We start from the raw sequence: 16,648 nt of genomic DNA, 5'->3' as shown, positions 1-16,648 counted from the left end.
TATAGCTACCTATCAGTATCTTTCAGAAACCCTGCCATCTTCTACGACGAACACTTTATCAGCGAAATCGAAATAGCTATGGTCATGGCTTACTACAAGAATCATTTTATTGCGTTTACTTAGTTCCGGAAGAATTTCTGTATAGAAAATCTCCCTAAAGGATGGATCTTGGTCTGCTGCCCATTCATCAAATAACATAAACGATGGATCGTCTATGAGCATAAGAATTAATGCAGCTCTTCGTCGCTGGCCATCTGACATCGAGTGCACTAGCAGTTCCCCACTCGAACTAATAAATTGCTTCAGCTCTAAGCGCTCAAGCATTTTATTTATAAACGGATTGTCGTTTTCTATCAACTTATGGCAACTGCTTTCTATTATGTGAAACCTGAAGTGAATGCATCTTATAGACGACCTGAAGTCGTTTATGTTTTCCTCATCAACCAGCAACCCATTTAACTTTACCGATCCGCTGCTAGGTCTATATAAAAGTGACAATATCTTTCCTAAAGTTGATTTTCCTGAACCATTGGCACCTATCAGGAAATTAATCTTTCCAGACTCCAACTGAATATTTATATCTTTTAGGCTAAAAATTCGATCACTTGAGTTCTGTTCATAGCTATATCCTACATCGCTAAGTTCAATTGTCTTTAGGATATGAATCACATTTTCTGTCATAGTTTGATTTCGTTTAATTGCCTCTAACTTTATTTGGTTTGCAGACTCGTATATTGAGGCAATTGCAATATTTGCCTTGCCAATGTAAGGGATTGAGTTGAGTAACCTTGCCATTGGGTTCACTAGAAAAATTAGAGCTAAGAATATCCCAAGCAAATCCTCAATTGGTATCGGATTACTACTAATGAAAACATAACAAATAAATCCAATTACAAAGAATGATAAAAGATCGCCGAATGACAAAGCACCAATGATATACTTCGCTCCTATTGTCTCGTCTTTCATCATCCTAGTCTGAGCTTTCTCAATATCTCTGCACAGTATTTCGTCCTTGTGCTTGTGATCATGCTTTAACTCTTTGTAGCCATGTATAAGGTCTGATATGTGAGTCATAAGAACGTTGAAAGATTCTCGAGACTTTCTCAAATATCGATGCCCAATCAATATCGGCATTTGGTAAATAGTTACTCCTAGGAAAATGATAAACAGAATAACTAGGCACGCTAAGTTGTTAAGGTAATATATATAGGCAAGCACTCCTAAACTTGTGATGGTATTTATTATTAGATCAGGAAAAAATCGTGCACCATCTAGAAATGCTTGAATATCAACGGACAGAGAATTGTTAAGAGAGTTTTTGTCAATCTTTTCGAATTCTACTACGTCTACCCTAGACAACCTTTCAAAAATCAATGATCTTAGGGATTTTGAACTAGCTATGGATGCACTCGTAATAAGTACCTGTGACAAGTACTTAAAAAACATTATCAATAGACAAACTAATACAAAAACGATAGCAAACTGATAGTTTGATACCACTCCAATCGCTGTCTGTAAATTTGGATCTTGCAGCGTGTCAATCAATCTGTGCTTTTCAAATGGAAGACTCAACATTACAATCGGTATCAGGGATCCGTACAACAACCCTGATATCGAGCCTAGTATCAATGATATAAAGACCTTATTAGGACTGTCTTTACTCAGAATGTTCAATAACATAGCGATTTTCTAATGCCTGATTCGGAAACCTCAACTTTCATTCAAAGAAGAGATTTTCATTTCGTTTCGTTGGAAGAAAGTAGATTGAATTCTTTACTGGTGATAAATCGATGACTTGTCTATACGTCGCCCCAACAACTTGTTCAAATCCACTATTTTCCTTGTGAATAGGAAAACCAACATTAATTGAGTTGATAGACCCCTCTCCGGGCGTCTCAACGCTATAAACATCGCATAAGAATTTTTTGGTAGTGAAACTATTTACATTTGAGGAGCAAAAAAGTTGATTTGAGTAAACACGGCTAGATAATTCACCCCACTCCCACTTTTGCGGTTCTTTTGAACCTGTCAACAGCTCTAGTTCGATAATGGAGTCATTTAATGATTTGATGATAATGCTCTCGCAAGTCTCTTCCTCGATAGTTCTTATATCATTACACCAGTCAACATTTTTTCCAGCGGTAATCTCTTTTACGATCTTATGATTTGGCCTATAAACATACTTTTGAAGGCCATCTAAAAGTCCTCGATTTGTCCAGTACCCTTCAAATTCATCGGAAAGCGCATTCTTTTTTAAATGGAACAAAAACATTTCGAAAACAGATGCAGAAAGGCTATTTTTATCGTAAGAACCATCCCAGTTTATAAGTTGGGATTGAATTTCATTACTTAGATCAGTCTTCTGTAGGTATTTTTTAAGACTCTCAGTGATTGTTAGCGCGTACTCATCGACAGTATCGCTTTGCATTTGTAAAAAAGTATTAACTGAGATGCCCTGTTCAGCTTTTAATATTTGAGTTTCAATTAGTGCTGCTATACGATTTCGCCTATAATCTTCAGCCCAATCCCAGCCCGCGTTCAAATCGTCTGGCATTTTCAACTCTTCGTTGGCTGATACAATATACCCCTCTTCGGGATTGAACTGTCTTGGTAGATGAGAAAAATCAATAAATTCTGCCCAATGTTCGTCGTAGAAATTAGGACTTGGCAAAATCCCTTGTATTGATTTCCTTTTCGGGATGAGGCCTGCCACCTGAGAGCCAATGTTTCCGGCAGTATCAGCGTATAAAAAATTTAGCACTGGAGCGGATATTCTAGAAAGAGCCATTCTAAAATCATCCCAATTCTCTGACCGATTGATTTCAAGCCAGGCGGATATAGATTGGTCATTCTTAGTGAGTCCCGTCCACTTCACCGCATACAATGGAAAGCTATTCGGACCTTCTAGCAAAAAAGGGATAGGACTGCCTCTATAGCTCGATATTTCAATCTGTATTGGCTTAATAGGTGCTCTTAGTAGTGATGGAAAATCGGCACGAACACGTATTTCTTCAACGGTTGTTTTTAGCTGCTCTTTGTCGACATTTGTTTCTGAAAGTTCTATGTAGTCAACTACATCAGCCATGAAACTAGTACCAGACCAAGAAATTTTCTGGTTCTTTCCGAAAATAACTGCAGGTATTCCTGGTATTGTAGCGCCTTGCATGTTGTATTTTCCAGCCTCAACCTTCGCAACATACCATTGGCTTGGCTCTGTCAAAGTCAAGTGCGGATCCCCACTTAACAACGGGTACCCTGTCTCTGTGTGCTGGCCTGAGACCACCCAAGCATTACTACCTATACTCCCTGAAGTAATAATATCTTGGTCGGAAAATTGAGTTATTGTGTTTTCGTAATTATAACTTTTGTATACTTGGTCTCGTAGCTTTTTTTGTTCTTCTTTCGATAGTTCATAGCCTAGATATTTTAAGAAGAAACTAGGTCCTTTTACCTTAGCAAGATCTAGATATTCCAGCTCTTTAACAAAATTTCCACTAAGGCTATAGGCTAAAACTTTCTGCGTTAGTAAGGTATCATATTCAGTCCAAGGCTCCGGGGTTTCACCAAAAAGGTAAAATGGTAGTGGTTTATATTTTCCTTCATTTAGTCGGGAGTTAACTCCTTGGACATACGACTTAATTATTAACTTCGTATCATGGTCAATTAATTCCCATGTCCGTTCTACTACCTCTTTTAGGTTTAAGCTGCGAAAGAAAATATCATTCTGTAAACCTGATACTCCAATAATTTCACTAACCCGACCTTTTGCAATTCGCCTTGTAGAATCCATCTGCCAAAAGCGATCATTTGCATGGACATATCCTAATGCAAAAAAAGCAGCTAAGTCATTCTCGGACACTACATTAGGAATATCATTTTCGATAAAAATAGTGGCACTACCGTAGCTAGATATAATCTCCTTTGATTGTAAGGAATAGTAATTAAGATACGCATTTAATAAACTGGCGGATACTAAGACCAAAGGAAATACTAGAAACAGAAACAGCCTTGCTGTCAAAGGATTTTGACTGAAAAGTAACTTAAACATAAATATTTACCTAAGCAACAGTTTTTGAGGCTTTGAAATATTGATGAAGGAAACTGTCAAAGCTTTCAATACTATCAAAATAATCTGTTATACCGTGGCTTGCAAGCTCTCGTCTAGTTGACTCTTCTGATGAACCATCAATGCTAAGTCTACCGCCCAAAACAATTGGACAGGTAATATTTTTAGAGGTAAGAATACTTTGCAAACCTTCCATGTCTGAAAGTGCGTGACCATTTGTCGAACCAATGACAATTATGGATAGATCGTCCTCCTTATCCAGCGCTGAATTTAGCTCCTGTAGGGATGTACAAACTCCTAAATTAGTCACCTTGAATTTATGCTCAATAAGAACTTTTTCTACAACATAGTTTGCCACTGCGTGTGCATCACTTTCAGCTCCCATCAGTATTGCTGTGCGCTTAATATCACTTGATTGATACACCCTAACGCTTTTGTTTCGATATGAAGCATTATTGGTGTGCTTTGGCTTGTGGTCTGAGAAATAGAAAATGTCGTTATATAACCGCTCTTTCCAATGCAAATCTCGCTTCGAGCCAATCAAATTATGGTTCATTTGCATCGTTTCACGCGATAAAGAGAGACCACCTTTATCTAAGTACCTAATAGCCCCCCCACTATCTCTTGCTGGCAATATCTTGCCTTTGGCATAAATACTTGGTGCAAAAGGAACATCTAAAAGCCCTATTTCAAAAGCTTTAACTATGCTATCTATTAAGCCTTCTTTATTTGTTAATACAGGTGCTAATAACTCATCAACCTCTTTCACTATTAACTCTTGCTCGAACGTAATATCTAGACTGTTATTTCTCGTCAACTCACAAAGAAGCATTTCCTCTTGAACAATCTTCATGCTCGAAATATTGTCCTCCACAGAAGGAATACACACTGCTTCGTTATAGGTTTTTACAATAATCTTATCGGCAAAACCTAGGCGTGCTATCCTAGCTCCCTGTTTGATCAGCTCAGTAGCGGCAATAGGATTGGAAGGGAAAGGTCCCATGAACTGGTGTAGAACGGAATATATCTCAATGGACTCGGCTACCTCATTGCCAAACATTTCAGCAGTGTACTTGCGCATAATGTCTTTGATAGACATCAGTGAAGCTATATCTTGACTTTCGTTGCCAGTTTCAGGGTAGGCGATTGATAAACATTTGACCCCTTGACTTATAGCAAGCAATCCTTCCAGTACAGAGATGCTTATCGATAGCGATGGTGGAACTAACACAGCAGTCAGAGTGCCAAATAGCTCTCTATCTATGAAAATACCCTTAGCGGCAGCCATTCCGCACCAGCTATCAATCCTCTTCCATGATTGTAACGAGTCCTCTAAAGAGTGGTTTTTAGAGTAAGGCAAATTGTAAGAAATTCCGCCCCCTTCAAAAGCTGTTATTCCCGCGGCCATTGAGTGTAAAAAGAGTCTCTCGCTAATAGGTGATCCATGACGAACTTGTAGTGGCGATTTCAGCTCATTACTTAACTGCCTACATCGAACATATCCATGCGACACTAAGGGAAATCCATTAAGTAAATCAGAATGTTTTAAGGCTGATGCTTTGTCAAAGTGTCCCAATCGGGTATAGCTATCGATTGTCAGCGTTAAAATATCTGGTATACCGCTTTGCTCAAAAGACTTAAGCATCTTGAACATCTTGTCGAAACTACCCACACCAGAGCGTGGCTGTATCAACGGTAAGTCAGTGTTCTTTTTTGACCGCAACTTGTCACGTACCGAAATTGATCGATTTTCGGATAGGTATTCAATAATTTTTTCAATTTCCAACAATTACACATTCCCTTAAGAAATAAGACTCATAGAGATTCCGTTCCGATATCCTTATCTGTTGACTTATAGAATGTTTAGGTATGAGGGAGGGACGTTAAACCTAACTAATTACCAATCACTGCCGAGTGTATCATGTCAACTTGAAGAAATCAATTAATTCCGGATAGTGTTTTAACTTGTCTCGATGTATTTGAACACGTCCATCTTAGCTTCTTCACTAACCCGAATATTTCACCAACCAAAGCTGCAACACATATGAGCCTTCTGCCTGTCAATAGGCAATAACATGTTTTCGTTGAACGACATCACGAGCCTCGATATAGGCACGATCGAACCGCTCTATGCTCAGTGTCCTAGTCTTCCCAATACGGGTTAACTCAACATTAGCGACGTCCAAACCTGCTAGCTTAGCTGATGTCATGCAAAAGAACCCATTCACAGCAATACACGGTGCTTTACCGCTTTCAAACTTCAGAATGTAGTTCGAACTTAATTTTCCTTCACCAAATCCCCATTCATCACCGCGCTTAAGTAAGTTTAATTTGTTTTGAACACCAGCAACTGAAAGGCGAACCTTACCGTCCCAATAAACTAATGGGGCTAAATTTCGCTCTAGTCGTTCTATGAGCTCATCATCAGGGACAGCTCTAAAGCTGGTTTCCTCAGGTTCTGAGTTTGGGACTCGAAAAGATAATGCGCCAGATGTTTCCGCACCAAGCTTACGAATTAGCCCAAACGTATTGCTTTTGGAAATAGTGGTGTTTTGTATTATCTCCTCAAAGGCTTCTCCTTTAGGAAGTAGATTTCTGAGATAGTTCTGGATACTTCGTGGCGAAGCCTGATCATCAACAGGGATGTGTGGAGAACTCTGTTTCTGTTCCGACAGGAAGAATCAAACGACCAATTTTGGTATTCGTACCGATAAACACGTCTAATTGTTGCAACTTACTCATACCAACCATCCTCATTGCTTATCACGTTGTTTTCGTCTTGGTAGGTTATTTGGTGTGTGGACGAACAAATAGGTTTAAGTCGATAAGGCGTAACGACAGCCCTAAGATATCCATGAGGACGAGTACATTGGCAAAGGTGACGCTAGTATCGCCTTTTTCAATCTTCATGATTGTCCTACGAGATAAATTGGCTTTTGAAGCGAGATCATCAATACGCCAGCCTCTATCGGTGCGCTTTGAGCGAATGGCGGCTCCCAGCGTTTCCATACTGAACTCGGTATTCAAATCAGGCATAGGTTGTGCCTTTACCATCTTACCTTTTTTCATAAATGCCTTTTAATGCACTTTTGTTACTACTGGGGTCGCCTTAATACATAAGTTCATTATAAGTCACTTTTGAAGTGTCTGTATAAGAAATTATTAAAAAGTGTAATTTAAGTAACTTATGTTTAGTTTGCTAGTTGCATGTTCGTTCCAATTAATGGCAATCTGTTTTTGCTACACTAGAGTAAGCGTGTCATAAATCACCATGTGAATAGAATAAGGTTCTAAGCAGCAATGAAAGTTAAAATTGAGAAGACCTGTGATGGTGAAGCTTTCTTGAACATTCCAGAAATACTGCAAGAAGAATTGCAATGGGAAGAAGGCGATCAAATCGAATGGCTCGACAATAACGATGGCTCATGGACTTTACGCAAAGTTGAACTTGAGGATGATACCCAGTCGAAGTCTATAGAGTATATTCTTTCACAACACCCTACTTTAAAAGAGCAAATGGAGGATGTGTTTGAGGACTCTGGTTTGAGATCAGAATGGTTAACTTCCGCAATTCCAGCGCTATCTGGTCTAACTCCGCTAGAAGTTGTGCTTAAAGGTGATTTAAAGCGCGTTTTAGATGCATTAAATCGTATCAAGTATGGTGATTTTTCTTGAGATGCTTTTATCTCATAAAATCAGATTGATATGTTGAGTCATTGGCCATCTTTTTCCGGATGAAGCCTACTTTGTAAGGCAGAGATGCGCTAAATGAGCTGGAACTAACACGCTTGTACCCAATCATAGTGTGTCTAAGAACCTATGTCGCAGAACCAAACAGACCAACTTTCCCTGCTACGTCAGAAAAGTGGCTTTGTGACCAGACCATTGGTAGGTTTCCAGTTAAGCCGTATATCCGTACGTCAACTTATTGATCTCTTCTGTCACCATAATGATACCGGTTTTTGTGTCACAGAGTGAAAGTGGTGTTTCGTTTTCAAACACCAAACTGGGTTTATTTAACCAGCGTAATGTCGCATCACGATCACCAAAATACTCATCTGCTTCTTTGACCATATCTGCAAGCATAAGAGCATGTTCACTGGCAGTTGAGCTTAGCGTTGCGTTTGGCTCTTTCATTTTTCGCTGGAGAGTACGAAGATTAACGCCAATAATTTTCGCGTAATCTGTCTTAGTCAGACCAAGAGTTAACATTCCTCTATCCAGCGTTTCAACAGGAAGCCCTTGACGAATAATTTTTAGACTATCAATTACGCTCTGAGCTTTACGCTTCTCACCTCCGAGCATTTCATAAGCTGCACTGAACATTAAAGTACCTCCGAATCTAACTACATTTACACAATAGGTGACATATGACGTAGCCTGATAACTTTAACACGGAAATGTTTCGACGTTTGCTAGTTGCATAATCTTTTCAATTAATAGCAAGCTGGCTTTGCTTCACTAAAACTAGTCCAAGCATCGTATTTTTGTTAATGCTATAAACGAGCAGTGGTTCATGGAAGACAGCTAAAATAGATGTACTGATAGGATTGTTTGCTAGTAATAATTAGCGCTATGTAAACCATGGGAGGACTAGGATGTAGTTTTTAAGTGTTGTATTCGCATTGAGTTTAGCCATTGGTGTTTTTGCTCTCTATGCGCAAAAAGTTCACATTTGGCTCTCGAAACATATGGATGAATATGAGAAAGAGCTAGAGAAAAAATACCAGCGTTAACAACCAATCACCTGATTCAACCGTAAATTTTATTAAATTTTCGGTTAATCTTACCGCAATTCATGTCAGTTTTCTGGGAAATTCAGATTCAACCATAAATAAGGTTAAATTTACGGTTATTACTCCTACCTACTAACTCAAGCTTTTGGGAAATACAAAGACAGGCAATACTAGTGGTTGGATGTCATTTTTTACCATATGTGGACGCCCCGTTTGTTTCGATTGCAGATAGTGTCCAGAGGTGTGCCAGAAAAGTTCACAGCAAACTCACCTTTGCCCCAAAACGTGTTTAGAAGGCAAGAAACCATCATTAGATTAATTTATGCAACAAGCTGTTGCACAAACTCCCCCCTCAATTTTGCAAGAGGTTCTTGCAAAAATCACTCTGAAGCATTTCTACCCCATTACGAGTTGAACCGCTATCAACAAAGGCTTAAACGCACTTACTAATCCCAATGTTGATGGATTTAGACACTAAATAAGTTGACAAGGAATAGCGTACATAGTAGCGGGCCATTTAAAACGGAAGCGTCGGTCTCAGTGGGGGGACTTTGCATTTTGATGCATATTAAGTTATGTTTCTGTAATTAAAAAGGAAATTTGAGCTGGGAAGTTTTATGTCGATTATTCGTCACATCGCTATACGTAATTTTAGAGGTATTCAATCTCTAGACTGGTATCCAACAGAAGGTGTCAATTGCATCATTGGTCCAGGTGACTCAGGAAAGTCTTCCATCCTTGATGCAATTGACTTTTGTCTAGGTGCTAGGCGAAATATCAGTTTTACAGATGCTGATTTTTATAACGCCAATGTTGATAATCGAATTGAAATTTATGTCACTTTAGGGTGCTTAAATGACGAACTTCTGAGCATTGAGCGCTATGGTAGTTTCCTCCGTTCCTACAACCTTGCTACTCGGGAGTTCTACGACGAACCTCAGGCAGGCACTGAAACTGTTATTACAGTTAGTTTGGTCGTGGATAAAGGTTTAGACCCAGACTGGGGCTTATATTCACATCGCGCTGCTCAGGAAGGATTAGAGAAGAGGCTTCCTTGGAGTCACAGGGAGCTAATATCACCCACCAGATTAGGGGAAGGGTCTTCGCGCCATTTTACATGGGGGCGTAACTCACTTCTAAACAAGTTATTAGACGATAGATTTGATGTAAGTGAAGTACTCACCGAAGTTTCTCGCAATGCCAGACAAGCCTTTGCACAGCAAGATGTGGATGGGTTCAACAATGCACTCGCAAGTGTTCAAGGTGTAGCATCTTCACTCGGCGTAAATTTAGGTGAGCTACAAGCTTTACTTGATGTGTCGAGCGTTTCAGTTTCGCATGGCGCAGTGAGCTTACATGATGCTAATGCAACGCCAGTTAGGCAAATGGGTACAGGCTCTACTAGATTGCTTTTAGCGGGAATTCAAAAATTGGTTTCCACCTCAAAATTGTTGATCATTGATGAGGTAGAGTTTGGCCTTGAGCCATTTAGAATCAGTCGTTTGTTAAAAGAAATCGGTGCAAAAGAACAGCAACCAATACAACAAGTATTTATCACAACACATTCCCCATTTGTTCTCCGAGAATTAAAATCGTCACAGCTACATATTCTGAGGAAGTTTTCAGTAGCTGGGCAACCTCAAACAAATCACCTTATATATTCGATGAATGGTAGTGACGAGCATCAATCAACTTTGCGAGTATGTGCAGAGGCATTTTTGAGTAATAAAGTAATAGTCTGCGAAGGAAAAACAGAAATTGGACTTTTAAATGGTATTGATGCTGTTGAGCAAGTACATGGGCAGCATAGCATCCAATCGCTTGGTGTTATGCACGCAGATGGCGGCGGTAGTCATATGTTTAAGCGAGCTAAGGTCTTTAATGAGTTAGGTTACCCTGTTGCAATATTTAAAGATTCAGATATCAATGATCAGCAGGAAGCATCCATTAACGAAGCAATACAACTGGGCATACCTATGTTTGAATGGGGTGATAACCAAGCTACTGAGCAGGCAATATTTAATAATTGCTACCTTAATCTAATTCCGCAATTGTTAAATATTGCGGTTGAGAGAAAAACTAATAACGCGGTAAATGCACACATTACAAATGCATCTGAAAATCAGTTTAACCTCTCAATTTGTACTCAGACTCCTCATGATGCTCATCGACTATACCTTGGTCTAGCAGCAAAGAAAAAAGAATGGTTCAAAGACATTGAGCCTATGGAAAATGTTGCAGAAACAGTTCTTTGGTCCAACAAACTATCCATACAACCTGAATTTACTCAAGTGTTAGATAACCTTCTTGTGTGGGCACGACAGTAGGGAATACAAGTGTCAGCAGAAATCATATTAGAAAATGAAATTGGAGCTATTGAAGCTCCAGCAGGATGCGGAAAAACTCAATTAATAGTTGAAGCTTTGGCGATTCCGCCTGTTAAGCCATACCTGGTTTTAACCCACACAACTGCTGGCGTTGCAGCTCTTCGAAAGAGACTTACTAGGGCAAATGTTCCAGCAAAGAACTATGTATTGTCGACTATTGATGGCTGGTCGGTGAGAATCGCGAGTAGTTTTAGCCAAAATTGTCAAATAGCCTCACCCGTTGAAAACTCTCGAACGTATTACCCTGAATTAAGAAATGCAGTGAGTAGCTACTTGGCTACTGGAAGTCTGCATGAAGTGATCAGAGCATCATACTCACGGCTGATTGTTGATGAATACCAAGACTGTAACCAAGAGCAACACAATATTGTTTGCTCTATTTCACAGTGTATCCCAACTACAGTTTTAGGGGATCCTATGCAGTTGATTTTCAATTTTCGAGGTACACAGATTCCCAGTTGGCAAGCAGAGGTCTTAAATTATTTCCCGCTGCTAACCGAGTTGAATACACCTTGGCGCTGGATAAATGCACAAAACCAAGAACTGGGTGAGTGGGTGTTGGAATGCCGTAGGAGGTTGGCAGCCGGAAACAATATTGATTTAACACATAGCCCTAACTCAGTATCGCATATTCAACTGAGTCAAAATCATCAAGAAAATATGCGTCTGAAAAGTACGGCACAATACCAGCTTAGAAACGCTTATCCCCAAGATTCTTTACTAGTTATTGGTAACTCAATCAACGCAAATTCACGACATTTATATGCGAGCCAAAATAACGGGATTGATGTGGTTGAACCCGTTGATTTAAGAGATTTAGTTACTTTTTCTGAGCGACTAGACGTTGAACTGGGTGAGCAATTAGCGACTTGCGTAATCAATATTTTTGGCTCACTGGCTACTGGAATGGGAAGTTCACATTGGGTTCCAAGAATAAGGACAATATTAGCAGGTAGAAACAGGAACGCACCAAGTCTAACCGAAGCTGCAATAATCGTATTTATTCAATCGAAAACAGCAGCTAACTTTCTAGCAATTATGAATACTGTTGAAACTGACGATAATATTAGAGTTTATCGACGTGCTGCATTCAGTGCATTAAAGAGTGCCATAAATAGCGTTGTTTGTGAGCCATCCTTGAGCTTCAAACAGGGCATGGAAAGAGCCAGAGAAAGCCTACGTCAACGAGGTGATACCCGTATTCCAAACTTGGCTATAGGTAGTACTTTATTGCTTAAGGGCTTGGAAGCAGATCACAGCTTAATCATTGATGTTAGTAACATGAATAGCCAAAATTTGTATGTTGCCTTATCAAGAGGTGCTAAAACCATATCTATTGCAAGCTCTGCTACAGCACTCCCATAAATGCTTTATTGCAGGTGTTAAGCTATCTCATTTTGTCCAAAAGTGAGTTTGGTGATAAGTGTATGGATTGTGATCACCAAGCGATTCTGTCGCAATGACAATCACCTTCACCTCATAGCACTGCCTAAGTTTTTTTATGACAAGTTTGCGCTTGGAAAAGTGTCAAAAGAAGCCCGATTTACAAAAAATTATGACAACTGTTATAATTAAGGTTCAAAAAGAAAATTTACCAACCTAACTCACTGTTAAAAATAGAGTTTATCAATAATCGTCAAAATTTAGGTCTTAGAATATTCCCAAGGGTGTCGCTTTATGGGTAAAGTGTACGACGGCCTGCACCGCATCAGCTTCCTGATCAACGAAGAAGGTGTAATTGAACACGTGTTCAATAAATTTAAAACCAAAGATCATCATGAAGTCGTTTTAAATTACCTGAACCAAGCATAAATACACTTGGTAACCTCCTACAAAAAAGCGCCAGTCAGTGACTGGCGCTTTGTATTTATCATTACACAATAAACTTATTCAAAATTGCATCTTGTTCACGCACATTTTCTGTTTGAACTTGCATTGCAACGCTTGAGCTTTCAGCTGCATCCGCCACCTGTGTTGACAGATCTTTAATCTTCACAGTATTACTGTTGATCTCTTCGGCGACCAAGCTTTGTTCTTCTGCAGCCGAGGCAATCTGCATATTCATATCCGTGATCACCTGAATCGACTCACTGATGCGTTTTAGCGCCTCATTTGCGGCTTGAGCTTTATCTACCGCATCAACCGTGGTGTTCTTACTTTCATTCATAGCGGCAGAGACCGAGCTTGCACCTGCTTGAAGCTGCTCAATCATACTGCGAATTTCAGTGGTTGATTCTTGTGTCCGCTGCGCAAGAGTACGAACTTCATCAGCCACAACAGCAAAACCACGCCCTGACTCCCCTGCTCGAGCTGCCTCTATCGCTGCGTTCAGTGCAAGCAAGTTGGTTTGATCGGCAATATCGTTAATCACCTTCAAAATGGTCTCAATATTTGCGGTAGCAGACTCTAACCCTTGCACTTCTTCAACCGCTTGATCAATACGAGCTGCCAACGCATCAATTGATGCGGTTGTTTCACCCACGATGCCAGAACCATCACGTGTTGCATCATCGGCTTCTTTCGCAGCTGATGCCGCTCCTTGCGCGTTATTCGCCACTTCTGTCGCGGTAACGGCCATTTCGTTCATAGCGGTTGCTAATTGCTCTAACTCATGTAATTGACTGCGCATCGCTTCTGCAGATTCTTGCGCGCCAACAACGGTCATTTCTGTACCACGTAGAATTTCAGCCCCGATCGCTTTCGATTGAGTAATCTGGTGTTGTAAGGTTTGTGTGAAGGTATTAAAACCTTCAGCTAAGGTAGCAAACTCTTTATCTGTATTGGTATCTAGACGTTTAGTTAAGTCACCTTGGCCAGAAGCCACATCTTCAATTGCTTCGTTAAGCACACCTAGCGGTTTCATTAATGCCTTAATCAAGAATGTCAGAACAACAATACTCAAAACCGCACCAATGATGACATACAGAATAGAGCTATTACGCATCTTATCTATAGCAGCAAACGCAATCGACTCATCAACAATCGCCCCGATATACCAACCTTCTGAAGGGACTAATTCGAAATCAATGAGATAAGAAACCCCTTCAAGCTCAACGCGCTGACTACCTTGCGATATTTTGACGCCCGGTAGGTATTTTTCTAGCTTCTCACCATTATTTTTGACGTCAGGGTGAGCAATGGTTGTACCGTCTTCAGTGACAATAAACAGATAACCCGCATCCAATAGGTTAATGCTATTGACTAGTGTCGCTAGACCACTCAATTCCATGTCGTAGAACATTGCAGCAGTAAACTGCCCATTGTCTTTGACCGGTGTCCCGATTGAAATAATGACATTCTTAGTCGAGACATCAATATATGGCGCGGTAACGACCAGTTGACCTTTGCTTTTTGCATCCTGATACCAAGGACGTTTACGTGGGTCATAATCAGGGCCGACATCCCAACCGTCATCATTTTCTAGTACAAAACCGTTAGATTCATATCCCAACCCAACAGCAAGAAAGCTCCCTTTTAACTCAGGACTCTCTAACACATTTTTGATGTAATCATGATCTTGTGGGTGAAGTTCAATAACTTCAGTGATCGACTGAGCTAGAGATTTTTTACTGTTCATATCTGACGTAACAGTATTTTGCACCCCCTTCACCATTTCAGTGAGGCTGTTGTCAACCAATGCCTCTACTTCGGATTTTACGGTACTTAGCTGCTGAACGGATAGCAAGCTAACGGTGACAAGCAGTAACGCAGACGATGCTGCGACTATTTTTTGGCTAAACTTCATACTCTTCCTCAATCTGAAATCGGTGCTTTTTTTATCGTTATTTCCCTTTATCGCCCCAGCCAACGGTTACTTAAGTTTTTTATTTACATAAGTAACAAAAATATTATTAACACATTTTATTAATTATATGTATAGGCACGCTAATATCGCTAGGTAAAACCTTTTGTTTTAACGATAAAAAAGGCTTCACCTCCAGAGGAGATGAAGCCTTAGTCATTCAAATTGAGGGTTGTTAAGAATCAGCTGACGGTTGTTCTTCTTCTGTACTTGGCAGTGCATTCCAAACCGCTTTAACTAGCGTGGCTAAAGGAATCGCAAAGAAAACGCCCCAAAAACCCCATAAGCCCCCAAACACTAATACGGCAACAATAATTGCTACAGGATGTAGATTCACGGCTTCAGAAAACAGCACCGGAACTAATACGTTGCCATCAAGGGCTTGGATAATGCCGTAGGCGACAAGTAACCAATAGAACTGCGGCGCCAATCCCCATTGGAACAAACCAACAATAGCAACAGGCACGGTTACAGCGGCAGCCCCGATATAAGGGATCAAAACTGAAAAACCGACCGCGACAGCTAACAACACGGAATAGCGTAAGTCTAAAATGGCAAATGTCACGTAACTCACACCACCGACAATGAGGATTTCCATGACTTTACCGCGGATGTAGTTTGAGATTTGATCATTCATCTCAATCCAAACTTTTGTCGCGAGCTTTCGGTTTCTCGGTAGAATTCCGCTCGCCATCGAGAGCATTTCTTGCTTATCTTTTAATAAGAAAAATACCAACAATGGAACTAAGATCAGATACACCCCCAAAGTCGCAATGCTGACCAGAGACGCCAATGAACCTTTCACCACCGTTTCACCCATCACGATCACTTGGTTTTTCGCATTGGTAACCACTGACTCAACGATTTCAAAATGTGCCAGCTCAGGGTAACGTTGAGGGATCTCCGCAATAAATGCCTGAAGCCCAGTGTACATGTTTGGAATATCGTTGATTAAGTTGCCAACTTGCTGCCAAATCGTAGGAACTAGGCCAAATACAGCTAAAATCATCAATGATGTAAACGTCACAATGACCAGTATTACAGAAAGTGTTCTGGGAATGCCGAGGCGGCTTAGCTGAGTTACTGGCCATTCAAGAAGATAAGCAAGAACTATCGCAACCAGCAAAGGGGCAATTAAATTACCAAAGAAGTATATCGTGATAAAACCAAACAGTAATATCGCGACTAAACTCACCGCATGGGGATCAGAAAAACGTCGTTTATACCAACGACTCACCATTTCAAACATTCAACAAGGTTCCTTTAGTCACTTGCAAACAGTAGTAATCATCCTGCGCTTCGCACGCCACAGTATAGCCATACTTACGGAGGTAGCGTTTAATATCCTTCATCGAATGTGTCTCCACCACCCAGATTTGCATCACCTCACCTAATGCCAGCAATTTTGTGTGACGTTTGGCAAGCAAAAGAGCCATAGGACATCGCTCTTCACGCAAATCTAAAATATTGGGTTTCATTCTTCGTCCCGATGAATATTATAGAGTTGACATTGTATAGTGTTTTTTTCGCAGCGTCAGTGAAAAGGATGCCAATGAAAGCAGGTTTATGCACAGACATTAACCAATATTATGAATACTGTTCAATTAATGGCAATGAATGTGAAACCAATTCTGCCTGACCGTGTCCAAAGCGTATA

The 16,648-nt window shown here is 40.2% G+C and carries 10 protein-coding genes and 3 pseudogenes; 4 read left to right on the top strand and 9 right to left on the bottom strand.

Annotated elements, in window-relative coordinates:
• Positions 1-12 precede the first annotated feature (12 nt).
• The 5 genes and pseudogenes from ACQEXS_RS00175 to ACQEXS_RS00155 form a co-directional block, all read right to left on the bottom strand.
• The gene (locus ACQEXS_RS00175) at positions 13-1,680 is read right to left on the bottom strand and encodes an ATP-binding cassette domain-containing protein (protein WP_427012426.1); all 1,668 of its coding nucleotides are present in this window, start codon (positions 1,678-1,680) and stop codon (positions 13-15) included.
• 37 nt (positions 1,681-1,717) lie between these two features.
• Entirely contained in the window at positions 1,718-4,048 is a 2,331-nt protein-coding gene (locus tag ACQEXS_RS00170; RefSeq protein ID WP_427012425.1) for a penicillin acylase family protein, read from the bottom strand.
• A 10-nt stretch (positions 4,049-4,058) separates the two neighbouring features.
• Positions 4,059-5,855, bottom strand: a complete 1,797-nt coding sequence (locus ACQEXS_RS00165) for a hypothetical protein (RefSeq protein WP_427012424.1) — start codon at positions 5,853-5,855, stop codon at positions 4,059-4,061.
• 280 nt (positions 5,856-6,135) lie between these two features.
• Positions 6,136-6,808 (bottom strand): annotated as a pseudogene (locus ACQEXS_RS00160) (HipA domain-containing protein); the annotation flags it as partial.
• Positions 6,801-7,135: pseudogene (locus ACQEXS_RS00155) on the bottom strand (helix-turn-helix domain-containing protein). The pseudogenes ACQEXS_RS00160 and ACQEXS_RS00155, both read right to left, overlap by 8 nt.
• Positions 7,136-7,366: 231 nt before the next feature.
• On the opposite strand from ACQEXS_RS00155, the gene ACQEXS_RS00150 reads away from it, so the two are divergent.
• Positions 7,367-7,741, top strand: coding sequence for an MbcA/ParS/Xre antitoxin family protein (locus tag ACQEXS_RS00150; protein WP_427012423.1), 375 nt, complete (start codon positions 7,367-7,369; stop codon positions 7,739-7,741).
• 225 nt (positions 7,742-7,966) lie between these two features.
• Here the strand turns inward: ACQEXS_RS00150 and parS are convergent, their stop codons facing one another.
• Positions 7,967-8,392, bottom strand: a complete 426-nt coding sequence (gene parS / locus ACQEXS_RS00145) for a type II RES/Xre toxin-antitoxin system antitoxin (protein ID WP_427012422.1) — start codon at positions 8,390-8,392, stop codon at positions 7,967-7,969.
• 1,027 nt (positions 8,393-9,419) lie between these two features.
• Between parS and ACQEXS_RS00140 the strand changes: the two genes are divergently transcribed.
• The 3 genes and pseudogenes from ACQEXS_RS00140 to ACQEXS_RS00130 form a co-directional block, all read left to right on the top strand.
• Positions 9,420-11,129 carry an ATP-dependent nuclease gene (locus ACQEXS_RS00140; RefSeq protein WP_427012421.1) on the top strand — a complete coding sequence of 570 codons (1,710 nt, stop codon included), beginning with the start codon at positions 9,420-9,422 and terminating at the stop codon, positions 11,127-11,129.
• A 9-nt stretch (positions 11,130-11,138) separates the two neighbouring features.
• A complete protein-coding gene (locus ACQEXS_RS00135; protein WP_427012420.1) occupies positions 11,139-12,554 on the top strand; it encodes a UvrD-helicase domain-containing protein in 1,416 nt (471 codons plus the stop codon).
• Positions 12,555-12,860: 306 nt separating this feature from the next.
• Positions 12,861-13,001, top strand: a pseudogene (locus ACQEXS_RS00130) (thioredoxin-dependent thiol peroxidase); the annotation flags it as partial.
• Between the two features lie 61 nt (positions 13,002-13,062).
• Here the strand turns inward: ACQEXS_RS00130 and ACQEXS_RS00125 are convergent.
• The 3 genes from ACQEXS_RS00125 to ACQEXS_RS00115 all read right to left on the bottom strand — a co-directional run bounded on the left by ACQEXS_RS00125 (position 13,063) and on the right by ACQEXS_RS00115 (position 16,469).
• Complete coding sequence (locus ACQEXS_RS00125) at positions 13,063-14,934, bottom strand: methyl-accepting chemotaxis protein (protein ID WP_427012419.1); 1,872 nt, start codon at positions 14,932-14,934, stop codon at positions 13,063-13,065.
• Between the two features lie 232 nt (positions 14,935-15,166).
• The gene (locus ACQEXS_RS00120; protein WP_367988486.1) at positions 15,167-16,240 is read right to left on the bottom strand and encodes an AI-2E family transporter; all 1,074 of its coding nucleotides are present in this window, start codon (positions 16,238-16,240) and stop codon (positions 15,167-15,169) included.
• Positions 16,233-16,469 (bottom strand): sulfurtransferase TusA family protein, encoded by a 237-nt coding sequence (locus ACQEXS_RS00115; protein ID WP_367988485.1) that lies wholly within the window; start codon positions 16,467-16,469, stop codon positions 16,233-16,235. Before ACQEXS_RS00115 ends, ACQEXS_RS00120 begins: the two co-directional genes overlap by 8 nt.
• Positions 16,470-16,648 lie beyond the last annotated feature (179 nt).

Origin of the sequence: Vibrio sp. TRT 17S01 (genome assembly GCF_050113695.1) — a bacterium.
Classification (GTDB): Bacteria; Pseudomonadota; Gammaproteobacteria; order Enterobacterales; family Vibrionaceae; genus Vibrio.
This window is presented reverse-complemented; position numbering and strand designations above follow the sequence as displayed.

Excerpts from the sequence above, each read along its gene's own strand:
- ACQEXS_RS00175 (WP_427012426.1), bottom strand. The coding sequence starts at position 1,680 with ATGTTATTGAACATTCTGAGTAAAGACAGTCCTAATAAGGTCTTTATA.
- ACQEXS_RS00170 (WP_427012425.1), bottom strand. The coding sequence starts at position 4,048 with ATGTTTAAGTTACTTTTCAGTCAAAATCCTTTGACAGCAAGGCTGTTT.
- ACQEXS_RS00150 (WP_427012423.1), top strand. The coding sequence starts at position 7,367 with ATGAAAGTTAAAATTGAGAAGACCTGTGATGGTGAAGCTTTCTTGAAC.
- parS (WP_427012422.1), bottom strand. The coding sequence starts at position 8,392 with ATGTTCAGTGCAGCTTATGAAATGCTCGGAGGTGAGAAGCGTAAAGCT.
- ACQEXS_RS00140 (WP_427012421.1), top strand. The coding sequence starts at position 9,420 with ATGTCGATTATTCGTCACATCGCTATACGTAATTTTAGAGGTATTCAA.
- ACQEXS_RS00125 (WP_427012419.1), bottom strand. The coding sequence starts at position 14,934 with ATGAAGTTTAGCCAAAAAATAGTCGCAGCATCGTCTGCGTTACTGCTT.
- ACQEXS_RS00120 (WP_367988486.1), bottom strand. The coding sequence starts at position 16,240 with ATGTTTGAAATGGTGAGTCGTTGGTATAAACGACGTTTTTCTGATCCC.
- ACQEXS_RS00115 (WP_367988485.1), bottom strand. The coding sequence starts at position 16,469 with ATGAAACCCAATATTTTAGATTTGCGTGAAGAGCGATGTCCTATGGCT.